The organism is Neobacillus sp. NPDC058068, assembly GCF_042885335.1.
In the GTDB taxonomy this organism is placed as follows: domain Bacteria; phylum Bacillota; class Bacilli; order Bacillales; family Cytobacillaceae; genus Neobacillus.
The window spans coordinates 22239-37535 of sequence record NZ_JBHVSI010000020.1 but is presented as its reverse complement, the minus strand read 5'-3'; the positions used below and the strand labels follow the sequence as shown (position 1 = coordinate 37535).

Sequence of the window (15297 nt, the reverse complement as noted above, 5' to 3'; positions counted from 1 at the left end):
ACCTCCCTTCGTTTTCTTATATAATTTTATTTATGCAAATTGCGTGCCAACTTTTATAAATGCGTAAAAACAACAAATTCCAAACTATTTTTGCAATTATTCCAAATATTAAATTTGTATCCGTTTGCAATTGTCAATATTTTTGATAAACTTGTGTATAAAATATTAAACAGTGTAAAAATATTTTTACATACCGAGGAGGCTGTCATGTTTGATTTGCCGTCAGTCAAAGAAATAATTGAAAATAATCTTCTTCATCTAAACCAAGTAGATCATGAAGACACTTTAGGAAGGGCTTATTTGTATGATTCCTTCTCTGTACTAGCTGATGTTTGCAAGCACTATCCGGCCGTTACCGTCACAGATTCAAGCGGTCAAGACCTTGGCTGCATCACAAATGAACAAATCATTGATTTTTTGCATGATTCCTACAATCAATTAAAGGCTTTCTATGAAACTGTCATTGAAACGATGGACGCCTCGGTGACAGTGATCGATGCGAATGAGCGTGTCCGCACATGGACAAAAGGAGCAGAAAAAATTTTCTCCGTTAAAAGTGATGAGATTTTAGGCAAACCAATTATAGAATTCTTTGAACATCAGCATCTAGAAATCTTAGAATCATTGCACAAAGGAAAAAGGATTCGGGGAAAGCATCACCAAGCAAGATCTAATCTATTTGTTCATATAAATGCAAACCCTGTTTACTTTAATGAAAGGATTATCGGGGCAGTTGTATCGGAAACCGATGTGACAAACCAGGTTGTTCTTAATGAAAAATTATTTAATATGTCGACAGAGGTTCGCCGTTTAGAACAGGAGATGGCGAAATACAGGCCTTCAGATCCCTTTAATAGCATTAGAGGGAAAAGTGCTGTGATGGAAAAAACGGTGCAAATGGCGAGAAAGGTGTGCTCTGTCCGATCGACTGTATTGATCTTAGGAGAAAGCGGAGTTGGTAAGGAGGTCTTTGCCAAATCCATTCATGAGGCAACCGAAGGGTCTGATGCACCATTTATTTCAATCAACTGCGGTGCCATTCCTGAATCATTATTTGAAAGTGAATTATTCGGCTATGAACGCGGTGCCTTTTCCGGTGCGGATCATAGAGGGAAAAAAGGAAAAATTGAACTCGCTAAAGGCGGGACTCTTTTTCTTGATGAAATTGGCGAAATGCCTTTAGAAATGCAGGTCAAAATGCTTCGCGTACTTCAGGAAAGAAAGTATTACAAGGTTGGCGGCGAAAAAGAAATTGAGGCTGATTTCCGGGTAATTGCCGCAACAAATAGGGATCTAAAAGAACTAATAAAAGAAGGCCAATTTCGCGAGGATTTATATTATCGGCTAAATGTCGTCAGCTTAAAAATTCCTCCATTAAGAGAACGCCGTGAAGATATCGTTGAACTAATTCATTATTTTTTAAAGGATTTTTCACTGCGCTATCAGCGGCCGATCCATCATTTTTCACAGGAAGTTATGCAGGAAATGCTTCAATATGATTGGCCGGGCAATGTTCGAGAACTGCGTAATGTCGTTGAACGCCTTGTTGTTTTTGCGACAGATGGCGTCATTCGAAAAGAATATTTGCCATTTCATTCAGTAATGGGCTATTCAGATGTATCTGATACGGACCTTCAGGAAAACCATATGGAATTGAACACGACCATTTTGCCACTTCAGGAGGAAATGGAGCAGCACGAGAAAAAGGTACTCGAAAAAGCATTGGCATTAACCAATGGCAACAAATTAGAATGCTCGAAAAAACTAGGGATCACCCGAGCAACCCTTTACAATCGTCTAAAACGCCTCGGCTTAAGCTAATGTAAAATAGAGACTTCAAAGTTGGTATGATTCTTGCATTATATTTTTACATATAGCTGAAAAGGGGGGGGGTTCCAAATGAATAACAAAGAAGCACTTGTGATCTGCCGTTGTGAAGAGGTTACCTATGAACAGGTTTTCGCAACAGCAAATGAACATCAATGCACATCCAGGGAATTAAAGCTTAGAACAAGGGCAGGAATGGGTTTTTGTGGAGGACGCACTTGCAGAGTCATGGTCGATCGGGTCATTGAAAGTATCGTATCTAATATAGAAGAAGGCGAAATACCATTAAAATATCAGCCGCCAATTCGCCCTGTAACTTTTGGCACGGTAGGTGAAAATCATGACTAGAATAATAGATCATCCAGTTTTAGGGAAATTAAATGATAGAACAAAAATTCCATTCACATTTGATGGAAAAGAATATGAAGCATATGAAAATGAAACAATCGCAGCAGCTATGCTAGCAAATGGCGTGAGAACACTACGCTTTCATGAGGAAAGTGGAACACCAAGAGGGATTTATTGCAATATTGGCCACTGTATGGAATGCCGTGTAAATGTAAATGGTCTGGCCAATGTAAGAGCCTGTTTAACTATTGTGAAGGAAAATATGGCTGTTGAAAGTGGGAAACAGCATCCTAATATTGTTAAAAGGATGGTAGAGAAACAATGATAGATGTGATTGTAATTGGAGCTGGACCAGCCGGTTTAGCTGGTGCCATATCCTGTGCTGAAAATGGCTTAAACGTAACCGTCATTGATGAATTTGTCAGACCCGGTGGAAGACTACTCGGCCAATTGCACCAGGAACCTTCCGGTGAATGGTGGAATGGAATAAAAGAATCAGAGCGTCTGCACAATGAAGCTCAGAAACTATCGGTAGATATCCGCTGCGGCGTTTCTGTATATAACCTTGAAAAAGACGAGGATTCATGGAATGTTCATACCAATAGAGGAACACTAACATCTCCTTATGTGCTCGTAGCAACTGGTGCAGCTGAGTTTCCAATTCCTGTGCCAGGCTGGACTCTTCCAGGCGTTATGTCCATCGGGGCTGCACAGGTCATGACCAATGTCCATCGTGTCGAGGTCGGCAAAAAAGGCATCATCATTGGTGCTAACATTCTAGCATTTGCGATTTTAAATGAGCTGCAATTAGCTGGAATTAATGTGGAACGCATTGTTCTGCCAGAAAAGAGCCCTCTCAGCAAAAATGCCGGAGAACCGGAGGAAGTCATGAAGTCGCTTCTAAATGCGGCCCATCTTGCCCCGTCACCCATCTTGCGTTTCGGTAGTCGTTTTATGAAAAATGAAGGGTTCCGCAAGCTAGGAATGAAGTTTTTCCCTAAGAGCGGCGTTAAGGTGAATGGCACACCATTGCAGCTTAGAAAAGCAGCTCTTGAAATTCTTGGCAAGGATCAGGTAGAAGGCGTCCTCACTGCAGATATTGATGTAAATGGACATGTGATCAAGGGTACGGAAAAAATTTACGAAGCTGATTTCGTATGTATCGCAGGTGGCTTGTATCCGTTAGCAGAGCTCACAGCAGTTGCCGGTTGCCCATTCAAATACGTTCCAGAACTTGGTGGACATGTTCCACATCATTCTGAAAGAATGGAAACTCCACTCGAAGGATTATTTGTTGCAGGAAATATCACTGGCATCGAAAGTGGGAAAATTGCTATGGCCCAAGGAACAACTGCTGGTATTTCGATTGCCAAGCACGCAGGGAAAGGCAGCACTGATATCAACGACAAGCTTGAACAGGCAATGAAGAACGTTCATACTGTCCGTCAAAACGCTGCCATCCAATTCAACCCTGAAATTGCAAACGGACGCAGGAAAATTTATGAGCTTTGGGACGAGCTATATGGGAACGAACAGGATTCTTTACAGAAGATAGGATGATAGAAAATCCAGCCAAGAACTGCAGCCAAAATGACTGCAGTTCTTTTCATTGCTAAGTTATTCAAATCACAAAAAAGTGTTGAAACCTGTCCAGAAAAATCCCTTTGAAAAAGAAACCAAGAATCTCGGCTCTACTAGAATGCCCCCCCAACCTAACATGGTGACGAATGATAATACCCCCATTTTTTTAAATCTCATTGACGGTACATTAATTGAACTTTTTCAAGATCACGTATAAAGAGGTTAACTTCCTCTTGGCTCAACCGAATAGGCATTTGATCATATAGCGTAATGATTTGACCATCTATGTCATTCCGGTGCTTTTTCAAATAATCATACATACTTTTTAGCTGGCTTTCTTTAATAGTCGATTCTGTGGTGAAATGTTTTACTTTCTGTAAAGAAAATTCGTTCATGAGTTCATCAAACTCTCCCGAAATAATGTTCCCCGTCAGCAGCATGTGATCACTCCCAAACCATAAGGTTATTTCCTGTTAGTTTAGCCCAAAATATCAATTCTTTATTAGGACTACTGCCAGCAAGTTGAAGAACAATATTTGGTTCAATAAAAAGGAATTATTTACAAATAGCGCCCGATGGTTGAACAAAGAAAGTGCGAAAATAAACAAAAGGACTCCCATTTAGGAAGTCCTCTACATGCCATACCCCTTCGTTTAAAGGATGACTTTACTTAATTCTAATCTCTTGTTTTTGAGCCATGAGAGTCGTCATCAACGGTACCTTCTCCCGCCGTGTTGTACAGCGCATCACCTGCTACACTACCAATTGGATCAAGAGCAGAAGCCATAGTATCCCCGGGAACAACACCTACATCAGTTCTTCCCGCCTCGCCAGTATCGTGATCGTCGCGTTTCCGTTCGTTCATATCAGCCATCTATTTCACTCCCTCATTTTTATAGGAAGTGCTATTGTATTAGCAGCACTGTCCTGTAAATATTTTGTCCAATAAGGACAAATTTATTGTACAGAATTGGGAGAATTGGTCGTTCAAGAAACTGTACATCCTCTTCTGAGCTCATCATTTTCTGTTCACAAACCTTTTGGCAGTTATTATCAGAAATTTCTTTTTCATAAATGCAGGGCATCCCCTTAAGAAGCTTTAAATCGCTTAATCGTTTTCGAATTTGCTTTTTTACAGGCATTCATTATCATTATAAAAATGTTTCAATCCTGTTATAAATATTAAAAAAGAGCGCATACTGTTTCTTTTTCGTAAGATTAACTTTATAATGCGCACTAGATGATTTTTTTAAGGGAAAATTATACTTCTTGCTTAAGGAAGGAGATATTTATGAAAAAAATGATGTTTATATTAATAACCGGTCTAATGGTCGTTGTTTTAGCAGCATGCGGAGGAAATGAAGAAAGTAAAGAAGCTAAAAATGATGATAAAGCAAAAACAGCGCAAACCGATCAACAAAAGCAAATGGAAGAAATCCAAAAGAAATTAAAAGCACAGCAAATAGATAAAAAGAAAACTGTTGCCATAGTGAATGATAAAGAAATTTTAGGAACCGACTATAATAACGCTTTAGCATCTATACAAGGACAAATGCAGCAAATGGGACAAGATCCGACTTCTAAAGAAGCCGCAGAGCAAGTGAAAAACCAAACAATCGACAGCTTAGTCGGACAAACTCTTCTTCTTCAAGACGTAGATAAAAAAGGCTATAAAGTTTCCGAGGCAGATATTAATAAGCAGCTGGACGAAATAAAAAAACAGTTTAAAACAGAAAATGAATTCGAAGCCGCTCTTAAAAAATCCGGCATGGATATGAAAACACTTGAAACTCAAATAGCTAACGATATTAAACTTAAACAGTACGTTGAGAAAGAAGTGCCGGCAGGTGAAATAACCGATGAAGAAATTCAAAAAGCGTATGATCAATATGCGGAACAAGGAAAGAGTACTGGACAAGAAGTTCCAAAGCTTGAAGAAGTAAAACCGCAAATCGAACAATCTCTTCAACAGCAAAAACAGCAGGAAAAACTCGCTCAGCAGGTTGCAGAGTTAAAGAAAAATGCGAAGATTGATATTAAGATTTAGATGTTACACACAAAAATGAACAGCTCAAGGGGCTGTTGACAAATGCCCCTTCAAACGAAAAAGAAGATGAATCTCTACAAAATGTAGTGTTCATCTTCTTTTTTATTCACTAAATTCTGTGTCTATATATGAGGCCCATTAGTTTGATCAACAGCCTCTTTTGTGTTATAGAATATTGGATTGTTAACAAAAGAACCCAATACTATGAATAGACGTGTTTAAATACCCAGTTTTTAAAGGATTGATATGCTTGTTGTTGTAATGGCTTCGGATAAGACATTAATACAACTGGAACCGGGCTTTGCCCCTTTGCAAGTGCTGGTTGAACATACCCCCACTGACTAAGGCTAAAGCCATTCCGTTCATAAAAACCAGCTCGCCTTTTTTCGAGTTCCCCCTCTGGTGGTTCGATTTCAATCACGATAGGTTTTACCTGCTGTTTAAGAAATGCTTGGAGTAGTTTCGCCCCTAAGCCACCATTGCGTAAGCTTGCTTTAACGGCAAAATGCTCCAGGAAGATAAAATCGGGCCCTTCCCATGTAGCAAAAAAAGCAGCAAGCTCATGATCTCTTTCATAAACGTATATTTGATAGTGAGGATGAGAAAGTAAAGCACGTTGTGCTTGGTAGGGCCTATATTCATCGCTAGGGAAAGAATCTTCCATTAATTGATAGAGGTTTTCAAATTGTTCTTCTTGTAAAATCATTAGCATGTAATTCTCCTTACTGACTTGTTATTTTGTTAATGGAATAACTAAAACCTTAACTATGAGAATACTGCAATTTTACGTGCGATAGATTCTGTTAAACGAGATGCTACTTTGGGAACAGCCCATTTAATAATTGGTGTTAACATCGCACCCGATAATCCGCCTGCATGGACTTCCACGGTACAAGTCATTGTTGTTTTACCATTAACATCTTCGGCTGTAAAGTGACCGCTTCCTGTAAAATTATCTGATAAACCTTTTAGTTCAAACTTAATATTGGAAGGTTCATTCCATTCGGTAATATCTACCTGCGCTTGTATTGTTTTTTTAATACCTTTCACACTACCTTCAAATGTCCAAATAGATTGCTTGTCATTTATGATTTCATGTTCCTTATAGGCTGGTACTGTCGTTGCCCATTTTTCAAGATCACTGACATAATCCCAAACTGCTTGTACATCTACTGGAATTTCTACTGTATGTGTTCCCGTTGCCATTATGATTCCCACTTTCACTACGTATGAATTTTAAATTTATATTTTTACAATATATAATTATTACATAAAAGACATAAACTTACATCACTAATTACACATAGCTTTCCTTTTTCTAATAGTCATTGAGCACTCTACTTAGATTTTAATGTGTCGCATGTATCAGCATGGATCGTGTTACGTGTTTATATCGTATCAGTTGTATTCCCTACTGAAACAGTTATAATAGACACATATGATTAGCTCATTTGAACTCAAAAATTTTTATAAAAGGGTGAGACGATGGGTAAACGAATTTTCCTTTTTCTTTTAACGAATGTTTTAGTATTAGTCACCATCAGTATTGTGCTATCTCTTACAGGTGCGGGAAATTATTTTAATGCCCGAGGCGGTATTGATCTGATTTCACTTTTAATATTTAGTGCTATAGTTGGTTTTACAGGGGCTCTCATATCCTTGGCGATGTCACGCTGGATGGCAAAAACTATGATGAAGGTTAAGGTTTTAGATCCTCAGGCATCATTATCTCCTTTGGAAAGAAACATTGTCGAAAAAGTTTATCGCCTTTCAAGTGCAGCTGGGTTAACCCACATGCCAGAAGTGGGAATTTACAATTCACCAGAAGTAAATGCGTTTGCCACTGGTCCTTCGAAAAAACGATCACTTGTTGCGGTCTCAACCGGGTTGCTTCATGAAATGGATGATGCAGCTATTGAGGGAGTAATTGCTCATGAAGTAGCACATATTGCCAATGGTGATATGGTAACCATGACCCTTCTGCAAGGTGTAGTGAATACGTTTGTGGTTTTCCTTGCTCGGATTGCAGCTTGGGCGGTGTCACGCTTTGTAAAAGAAGACGTAGCGCCAATCGTTCATTTCATTGCCGTTATTGTCTTCCAAATTGCCTTCTCGATTTTAGGTAGCCTTGTGGTATTTGCTTATTCAAGACATCGGGAATTCCACGCCGACAGAGGCGGAGCAGACCTAGCGGGCAAGGATAAAATGACTCACGCATTACAATGTCTGAAAGCTTATTCAAATCGGATGAAAGATGAAGAGCAAACGGCGATTTCTACTTTAAAAATTAACGGTAAACGTAAATCAATGCTATTTTCAACACATCCGGATCTTGACGAGAGAATTAATCGATTGAATAGGTGATTTTGCCGCTTCTAGTGGCGAGGCACCGCAATACGAAAAAACCGAAGGAATCCCCATGCTTTTAAAAGCAGGGGATTTCTTCGGTTTTATTTGGTAGGCTCGGTTATTATTCATTGTTGATTTTCGTGTAGGTATGAGCATTTATAAGCGGAGAATTTCCGGCTAATGTCTATAGAGGAAGCTTAAGAAGCCGATATAAGCGGAGATATTCCGATTAACTGCTCTAAATTAGGCAAAATCCAACGATTTGGATAAGATAAACGGAAAAACTCCCTTTATTTTTAAGGAAATATGGGTATTTCCCAATTTAAACGGAATTTTTCCGTTTATTTTTTCATACACAGAGAAATCAACATTCAGTTATAACAGAGCCATTTGGTTAAAAAATTCTCTCACTTCTTCAGTGCCGAAACTTCACCAATCGATTGTTTAGGCCCTTCGTTTGTTTGTAAATCTCTTTGTAGATATCAAACAACTCACGGTACGTAGCCACATTTTCCGGGTGTGGGTTGAACACTTTGTCTTCTTGTAAGAATTGGTTCGCACATTCTGTCAGTGATTCAAACCAGCCGCAGCCGTATGCGGCAAGCATAGCCGCTCCCATCGCGGGGCCTTGTTCGCTTGATAGTTTTACGATTTTCGCATTAAAAATGTCTGCCTGAATTTGGAGCCAGTCCGGATTCTTTGCTCCCCCGCCGATTGAAACGACGGTATCAATGCTTTTTCCACACTCACGAAAGATTTCGATGGACTCATTCAAAGAGAAAGTAATTCCCTCCAAAACCGCTCGAACAAAATCTTTGCGCTCGTGAGATCCGTCCATACCAATAAAGCTTCCACGGATTGCGGCATCGGCATGCGGTGTCCGCTCGCCCGCCAGATATGGTGTGAATAACAACCCATTGGAGCCCGGCCGCACCGAAGCGACATCGCCAAGAAGCTCTTCAAACGATTCATTTTTCGCAAAAACGTCCTTAAACCAGGATAAACTAAAGCCCGCTGCAAGGGTGACACCCATTGTATAGAATACATCCGGTGCGCTGTGGTTGAAATAATGTACCTTACCTTGAAATTCCTTATCAGCACTCTCTTCGTACGACAAAACAACACCAGATGTTCCGATGCTGCACAGCGTTTTTCCGTCCTCAAGGATTCCGGCGCCAATCGCGCCGCAAGCGTTGTCCGCACCGCCGGCAAAGACCCGGGTCGCACCGGAAAGACCTGTCTGTTCCGCTAGCTCCGCGGTTATGTTTCCAACCTCAGCAAACGACTCGACCAATGGCGGGCACAAACCAACATCAAGCCCCAGCAAATCACAGATTTCCCTACTCCATGCTTTTCGACCAACATCCAGCAGCAACGTTCCCGAAGCGTCCGAGTATTCCATATGCAGCTTTCCGGTCAGCTTTAAACGCAGATAATCTTTTGGTAAAAGAAATACCGCCGCCTTCGCGAAAATTTCCGGTTCATGTTTTTTCACCCACAAAATTTTCGGCAGCGTAAAACCTTCTAAGGCTGGATTTTTCGTAATCGCAAGCAGACGCTCTTCCCCGACTGCTTCATAGATTTCTTTACATTCAGCGGTTGTCCTCGTGTCATTCCAAAGAATCGCATTACGCAGCACCTCATGGTTTTGATCAAGCAGAACCAATCCATGCATTTGCCCGGAAAAGCTGATTCCCTCAATATCATTCTGATTTCCATCAAAACCGTGAATAAGGTCAGACAGCCCTGCAACTGTCTGATCCACCCAATCCTGAGGATTCTGCTCGCTATACCCCGCTTTTTCCTGGAAAAGCGGATAGGGCCTCGAGACCTCCTGAACCACTGTACCTGTTTGGTTGACGAGTACGATCTTTACCGCACTCGTCCCTAAATCAATACCAATAACATATTTCACAGCAACCCATCATCCTTTCAGATTTTACTCCGCAAACGCACGTAACAAATATTGGTTGATCGTTGCTTTAATTTGTTCAAGACGGCCTGATTGCTGTTTGATTTCTGTGAGTCCAAGCGCATATTCCTCGAGCTTGCGGAAATCAGTTTTTCCTTCAACGATGTCAATGCCGATTCCCTCCTTGTAGCTGCTGTAGCGCTCCTCGGCGAATCCATCAAGCACCTTGTCATCAATCAGCTTTTGCGCCACTTTTAAACCAACTGCAAAGCTGTCCATTCCCGCAATGTGGGCATGGAATAAGTCCTCCGGCTCAAAGGAACCACGGCGCACTTTCGAGTCAAAGTTAAGACCGCCGCGGCCAAGACCGCCATTTTTAATAATTTCATACATCGCTAAAGTAGTAGAATACAAATCTGTTGGGAATTCATCTGTATCCCAGCCAAGTAATGGATCACCTTGGTTGGCATCAACCGAACCAAGCATGCCATTGATTCGCGCATACCGAAGCTCGTGCTCAAATGTATGACCTGCAAGGGTTGCATGGTTCGCTTCAATGTTGAACTTGAAGTAATCCGCTAAGCCATAATTTAAAAGGAAGGCGTGCCCTGTTGCCACATCAAAGTCATATTGATGCGTTGTTGGCTCCTTCGGTTTTGGCTCGATTAAAAATTGCGCATCAAAATCAATTTCTTTGGCATAATCAACCGCCATATGGAAAAAGCGTCCAAGATTATCAAGCTCAAGCTTCATATCCGTATTAAGAAGTGTTTCGTACCCCTCACGGCCGCCCCAGAATACATAGTTCTCTGCACCTAACTCTTTCCCAACTTCAAGACCCTTTTTCACTTTTGCCGCAGCATATGCGAACACATCGGCATTATTAGACGAGGCTGCACCATGAACGAAGCGTGGATGAGAAAAATTATTCACGGTATTCCAAAGCAATTTTGTTTTGCTATTCTTCATGTAATCCTTAATCATGTCTACGATGGTATCGAGGTTTTGGTTGCTTTCACGTAACGTGCTGCCCTCAGGTGCAATGTCCACATCATGGAAGCAGAAATACGGCACGCCAAGTTTTTCAAAAAATTCAAAAGCCGCCTCCACACGTGCCTTTGCAAGATCCATCCCGGAGAATTTGTCCCATGGACGAACCATGGTACTTGAACCAAACGGATCTGTACCGTTTGCTGTCATTGTGTGCCAATAGGCGACACCAAAGCGCAAATACTCCTCCATTGTTTTTCCGGCTACAACCTCTTCCGGATTGTAAAACTTGAATGCAAATGGGTTTGTTGATGCTTGTCCTTCATACTTGATAGATGTGACGTTATTGAAATAAGTCATGGATGTCTTCCTTTCCGTCTTTTTTATAGGGTAATGGTTAACGCTTGAACTGGTTCAGTAACTTTGGTTCTACTGTTCATATTGGAAAAGATGCCGGAAGCTCTTGTGCTCCAAAAACCAAGTGAATGAAGCACAAGAACCGTCCCCATGTTTCCTCACGAATATTGGGATTTCACCAATTCAAAGTAAACTCCTTGTTTGGTCATTAATGTGTCGTGGTTTCCTTGCTCAAGGATATTTCCATGGTCGAGTACAATAATTTTGTCTGCTTCCCTGATTGTGGATAATCTGTGGGCAATCATGATAGCTGTTCGGCCTTTTAATAATGTTTTTAATGCCTTTTGTATTTTTACTTCCGCTTCCGTGTCAATGCTTGCTGTTGCTTCATCTAGAATGAGAATTTTCGGGTCAGCCAGCAGTGCCCTTGCAAAGGAAAGCAACTGGCGTTCTCCAACAGATAGGACATTTCCCCGCTCTTCCACCTCCGTTTGATAACCGTTTGATAACTGGTTAATAAAATCATCCGCACCTACCGCCTTCGCCGCAGCCACCACTTCTTCATCACTTGCCTGGGGATTGCCAAAGCGTATATTTTCCTTAATCGTACCCGAAAAGATAAACGTTTCCTGAAGCACCACACTAATTTGCGAACGCAGGCTTAAGATCGACAATTCTTGAATCGGATGGTTATCAATTTTGACAACTCCGGCTGTCGCATCATAAAAGCGGCTGACCAAATTCGCAATCGTCGTCTTTCCCGATCCAGTGTGCCCGACTAGCGCAGTGGTCTCACCCGCTTTTATCGAAAAAGAAACCCCGTTTAACGCTTTCCGTGCTGCATCATAAGAAAATTCTACACCATCAAAATCGATATCTCCTTTAACGGAAGGGAGTGTCAATGGTTTTGAGGCCTCTGCCACAATCGGCCTTTCATCTAAAAACTCAAAGATCCGCTCAGAAGACGCCATCCCAATCAGAAGCTGGTTATACAACTGCCCAAGCCGGGAAATGGGCTCCCAAAACATGCCTAAATAAAAGGCAAAGGATACAAATTCTCCAATCGTAGCTTCACTTCCTGAAACAAGAAAAGCCCCATACCAGATTAAGATCGCTGTTCCCGCCGCATTTGTCATCTCGACAAATGGTCCAAACATTGCATTTTTTTGGACGGCCTGCTTCCAATTTTGATAGTTTTCTTGATTAAGACCCTTAAAGAATTGAATATTTTCCTTTTCCTGTGTAAATGCCTGTGTCACCCGAATTCCTTGAATACTTTCATTCAAATGCGAGTTTATTTTTGACTGTATAAGCCGGACTTCCTGCCACGATAGCCGGATTTTCTTTCGCAGACTTGTCGAGATGAAGAACATGATTGGCAATATAACCATTATCGCAATAGTTAGTTTTGCGTTTAAGGAAAACAAAATAAAAATGGTAGCAAACAAAAGAAGGAAATCGGTTAATAGATTGATCACGCCACTTGTAAACAATTCCTGCAGGGAGTTAATATCATTCATAATCCGCACCAGAATGGAACCGGCCGAACGTTGGTCAAAGAACCTATGTGATAAAGACTGTACATGTGTGAATAAATGCTTTCGTAAATCATAAATGACATTTTGCCCAAGCTCGTTCATCCAGCGGATTCGTAGCAAATTGACGACATAGGATAATACATATAGCCCCGAAATAATGAAAACAAGATTCATTAATAATGTGGTATCTTTTTCAATAATCGCTTTGTCAAGGGTATAGACCCCAATCAAAATCGGAATGATTAAACGGATTGCTGTTGAAATGATCACCGTCATAAACGAAAGGGGCAGTAATGTTTTTGCATATGGTTTAAGATACTGTAATAAACGCCACATTTGTTTCCAGTTAAACGATTTATCAATCACTTGATCCTGAGAGTAGTGAAACCTCTCTAATATCAGTTGTTTCTTTTGCTTCTCTTCCATGATTCCACCTACCTTAAAACCTTTTGCATAATTGCTTCCTGGTCCTGGTATTGAATGCTATAAATTCTTTGATAAGTTCCATTGCCGGCCAACAGCTGCTCGTGTGTTCCGCGTTCAATAATTCTCCCCTGATCCAGAACTAGAATGGCGTCTGCATGTCTCAAGGATGAAATTCGGTGGGCAATAATAAACGTCGTTCTCCCCTTCATGACCTCCCGCAATGCTTGTTGAATTTGAAATTCTGTTTCCATATCCACGGCACTTGTGGAATCATCTAAAATAAGGACAGCCGGATTCATACATATGGCGCGGGCAATCGCAATTCGTTGTTTTTGCCCCCCGGAAAGCCCCATTCCCCGTTCACCCAGCATCGTGTCATATCCATCCTTCAGCTCCATAATAAAATCATGGGCCTGCGCACGCTTAGCAGCATTGATAATTTCCTCCATCGTCGCATCCGGTCTTCCGTAAGCAATGTTCGCTTTTATGGTAGAGGAAAACAGGAAAGTTTCCTGGAGCACGATTCCAATTTGCGAACGGAGCATGTTTAACCCGTATTCCTTAATCGAGACTCCATCAATCAAAATATCTCCCGCAGATGGTTCATAAAAGCGGGATAAAAGCTGAATGACGCTGGTTTTTCCAGACCCGGTAGCCCCGATAAAGCCAATGGTTGAACCTGGAGCAGCATCAAAACTTACCTCTTTCAGGGCGGCTGTTTCCTCCTTATCATACTGGAAGGATACATGTCGAAAAACAACATGCCCATTAATGTTCCCACTGTTTCTTACATTCTCTTCATCATAGATGGTTTCATCTGCTTCTAACACTTCAAGAAGCCGCTCGCCGGATGCCTTTGCCTGTGAAAACATATTAATCGTGAATCCCAGGTTCATAATAGGCCATAAAATATACCAAACAAGACTATAAAAAGCCACAAGTTCCCCAGGTTTTAAGGCTTCAGTGATAACCTGATATCCTCCGTAGGCCAATAATGCGACAACAGAGATATTTCCAATCAGCTCCATTAACGGAAAGTACTTCGACCAAACCGATGCCGTATGAAGCTGTTTCGCCCTGTAATTTTGATTGGATGCAGTAAAGCGGTCAATCTCCACCCCTTCTTTGGAAAGGGCTTTAACGGTATGGATGCCGCTTATATTTTCCTGTACCTTTGTATTTAAACGGCCGAACGATTCACGGATCCCGCGAAAAGCCGGGTGTACAGCTTTGTCGAACTTATAAACAACAATACTCAAGAAGGGCAGTGCGATAATCGTTACAAGGGTAAGGGAAACGGAATAATAGAACATCACACACAAACTGGCACTGACTTGAATAACAAAACGAAGTACCTCCGCAAACCCGAATGATACAAAAAAGCGAAAGCCTTCCACATCTGCGGTTAAACGTGACATTAAATCTCCTGTCTTCGCATTATCATAGTAACTGAACGACAGCCGCTGCAGCTTTTCATATAAGGCATTTCTAAGAAGGTACACGGATTTAATGCCGAACATATCCGCCAAATAATGCTGAATATAGGCGGACATTCCTTTTACTGCCATAATCATGATAAATCCCAGGGAAATCCACGGCACCCAGCTATTTTGCCCGCCAAGCACTACATCATCAATCGTCATCTGCAAAATGACAGGATAAACAACGGTAATACCCGCCATGATGATTAGAAAGAGCGTTGACCAAATGAAATCCCTTTTATAAGGAAAATAAAACGACTTTAACTTTTTAAAAACTAACATTTTCTCCTCCCGTTGATAAATATTTTGGCATGCTTTAATCATATAAAGTGGGACACGAAAATATTTCTAGTTTTTAAAATTTCGGTTATCGAACATTTTTTAAAAAAGGTTATCCATGGAATAGTATCTAAATGAATACATGGACTTTTACAAAGGAAA

Annotated in this window: 14 protein-coding genes; 6 read left to right on the top strand and 8 right to left on the bottom strand. The window is 41.0% G+C overall.

Going from position 1 to position 15297, the window contains the following annotated elements; all coding sequences use genetic code 11:
• The first annotated feature begins 207 nt into the window (after positions 1 to 207).
• From ACFVSW_RS21435 to ACFVSW_RS21420, 4 genes are all read left to right on the top strand, one after another.
• Positions 208 to 1821: a sigma-54 interaction domain-containing protein gene (locus ACFVSW_RS21435; RefSeq protein ID WP_387318649.1), complete on the top strand. Its 1614-nt coding sequence runs from the start codon at positions 208 to 210 to the stop codon at positions 1819 to 1821.
• A 78-nt stretch (positions 1822 to 1899) separates the two neighbouring features.
• Positions 1900 to 2175 (top strand): (2Fe-2S)-binding protein, encoded by a 276-nt coding sequence (locus tag ACFVSW_RS21430; RefSeq protein WP_387318648.1) that lies wholly within the window; start codon positions 1900 to 1902, stop codon positions 2173 to 2175.
• Positions 2168 to 2500: a (2Fe-2S)-binding protein gene (locus tag ACFVSW_RS21425; RefSeq protein WP_387318647.1), complete on the top strand. Its 333-nt coding sequence runs from the start codon at positions 2168 to 2170 to the stop codon at positions 2498 to 2500. The genes ACFVSW_RS21430 and ACFVSW_RS21425 overlap by 8 nt, the downstream gene beginning before the upstream one ends.
• Positions 2497 to 3735: an NAD(P)/FAD-dependent oxidoreductase gene (locus ACFVSW_RS21420; RefSeq protein ID WP_387318646.1), complete on the top strand. Its 1239-nt coding sequence runs from the start codon at positions 2497 to 2499 to the stop codon at positions 3733 to 3735. Before ACFVSW_RS21425 ends, ACFVSW_RS21420 begins: the two co-directional genes overlap by 4 nt.
• 194 nt (positions 3736 to 3929) lie before the next feature.
• Here ACFVSW_RS21420 and ACFVSW_RS21415 read toward each other — a convergent pair whose 3' ends face one another.
• Both ACFVSW_RS21415 and ACFVSW_RS21410 read right to left on the bottom strand, forming a co-directional pair.
• The gene (locus ACFVSW_RS21415) at positions 3930 to 4196 is read right to left on the bottom strand and encodes a hypothetical protein (RefSeq protein WP_387318645.1); all 267 of its coding nucleotides are present in this window, start codon (positions 4194 to 4196) and stop codon (positions 3930 to 3932) included.
• Between the two features lie 236 nt (positions 4197 to 4432).
• Entirely contained in the window at positions 4433 to 4630 is a 198-nt protein-coding gene (locus tag ACFVSW_RS21410; RefSeq protein ID WP_387318644.1) for a hypothetical protein, read from the bottom strand.
• Between the two features lie 417 nt (positions 4631 to 5047).
• Between ACFVSW_RS21410 and ACFVSW_RS21405 the strand changes: the two genes are divergently transcribed.
• Positions 5048 to 5803, top strand: coding sequence for a SurA N-terminal domain-containing protein (locus ACFVSW_RS21405; RefSeq protein WP_387318643.1), 756 nt, complete (start codon positions 5048 to 5050; stop codon positions 5801 to 5803).
• A gap of 202 nt (positions 5804 to 6005) precedes the next feature.
• On the opposite strand, the gene ACFVSW_RS21400 is transcribed toward ACFVSW_RS21405, so the two are convergent.
• Together ACFVSW_RS21400 and ACFVSW_RS21395 are read right to left on the bottom strand one after the other, a co-directional pair.
• Entirely contained in the window at positions 6006 to 6509 is a 504-nt protein-coding gene (locus ACFVSW_RS21400; RefSeq protein ID WP_387318642.1) for a GNAT family N-acetyltransferase, read from the bottom strand.
• 59 nt (positions 6510 to 6568) lie between these two features.
• A complete protein-coding gene (locus ACFVSW_RS21395) occupies positions 6569 to 7009 on the bottom strand; it encodes an SRPBCC family protein (protein WP_387318641.1) in 441 nt (146 codons plus the stop codon).
• Positions 7010 to 7288: 279 nt separating this feature from the next.
• Between ACFVSW_RS21395 and htpX the strand changes: the two genes are divergently transcribed.
• Complete coding sequence (gene htpX, locus ACFVSW_RS21390; protein WP_387318640.1) at positions 7289 to 8167, top strand: protease HtpX; 879 nt, start codon at positions 7289 to 7291, stop codon at positions 8165 to 8167.
• 400 nt (positions 8168 to 8567) lie between these two features.
• Here the strand turns inward: htpX and xylB are convergent, their stop codons facing one another.
• From xylB to ACFVSW_RS21370, 4 genes are all read right to left on the bottom strand, one after another.
• Positions 8568 to 10067 (bottom strand): xylulokinase, encoded by a 1500-nt coding sequence (xylB, locus tag ACFVSW_RS21385; protein ID WP_387318639.1) that lies wholly within the window; start codon positions 10065 to 10067, stop codon positions 8568 to 8570.
• A 24-nt stretch (positions 10068 to 10091) separates the two neighbouring features.
• Positions 10092 to 11414 (bottom strand): xylose isomerase, encoded by a 1323-nt coding sequence (gene xylA / locus ACFVSW_RS21380; protein ID WP_387318638.1) that lies wholly within the window; start codon positions 11412 to 11414, stop codon positions 10092 to 10094.
• A gap of 155 nt (positions 11415 to 11569) precedes the next feature.
• Positions 11570 to 13375, bottom strand: coding sequence for an ABC transporter ATP-binding protein (locus ACFVSW_RS21375; protein WP_387318637.1), 1806 nt, complete (start codon positions 13373 to 13375; stop codon positions 11570 to 11572).
• A gap of 8 nt (positions 13376 to 13383) precedes the next feature.
• On the bottom strand, positions 13384 to 15138 hold the full coding sequence (locus tag ACFVSW_RS21370; protein WP_387318636.1) for an ABC transporter ATP-binding protein: 1755 nt from the start codon (positions 15136 to 15138) through the stop codon (positions 13384 to 13386).
• Between the last annotated feature and the right edge of the window lie 159 nt (positions 15139 to 15297).

Bases quoted from the DNA above. Each gene is read 5' to 3' on its own strand.
- ACFVSW_RS21435 (WP_387318649.1), top strand. From the start codon at position 208: ATGTTTGATTTGCCGTCAGTCAAAGAAATAATTGAAAATAATCTTCTT.
- ACFVSW_RS21430 (WP_387318648.1), top strand. From the start codon at position 1,900: ATGAATAACAAAGAAGCACTTGTGATCTGCCGTTGTGAAGAGGTTACC.
- ACFVSW_RS21425 (WP_387318647.1), top strand. From the start codon at position 2,168: ATGACTAGAATAATAGATCATCCAGTTTTAGGGAAATTAAATGATAGA.
- ACFVSW_RS21420 (WP_387318646.1), top strand. From the start codon at position 2,497: ATGATAGATGTGATTGTAATTGGAGCTGGACCAGCCGGTTTAGCTGGT.
- ACFVSW_RS21415 (WP_387318645.1), bottom strand. From the start codon at position 4,196: ATGCTGCTGACGGGGAACATTATTTCGGGAGAGTTTGATGAACTCATG.
- ACFVSW_RS21410 (WP_387318644.1), bottom strand. From the start codon at position 4,630: ATGGCTGATATGAACGAACGGAAACGCGACGATCACGATACTGGCGAG.
- ACFVSW_RS21405 (WP_387318643.1), top strand. From the start codon at position 5,048: ATGAAAAAAATGATGTTTATATTAATAACCGGTCTAATGGTCGTTGTT.
- ACFVSW_RS21400 (WP_387318642.1), bottom strand. From the start codon at position 6,509: ATGATTTTACAAGAAGAACAATTTGAAAACCTCTATCAATTAATGGAA.
- ACFVSW_RS21395 (WP_387318641.1), bottom strand. From the start codon at position 7,009: ATGGCAACGGGAACACATACAGTAGAAATTCCAGTAGATGTACAAGCA.
- htpX (WP_387318640.1), top strand. From the start codon at position 7,289: ATGGGTAAACGAATTTTCCTTTTTCTTTTAACGAATGTTTTAGTATTA.
- xylA (WP_387318638.1), bottom strand. From the start codon at position 11,414: ATGACTTATTTCAATAACGTCACATCTATCAAGTATGAAGGACAAGCA.
- ACFVSW_RS21375 (WP_387318637.1), bottom strand. From the start codon at position 13,375: ATGGAAGAGAAGCAAAAGAAACAACTGATATTAGAGAGGTTTCACTAC.
- ACFVSW_RS21370 (WP_387318636.1), bottom strand. From the start codon at position 15,138: ATGTTAGTTTTTAAAAAGTTAAAGTCGTTTTATTTTCCTTATAAAAGG.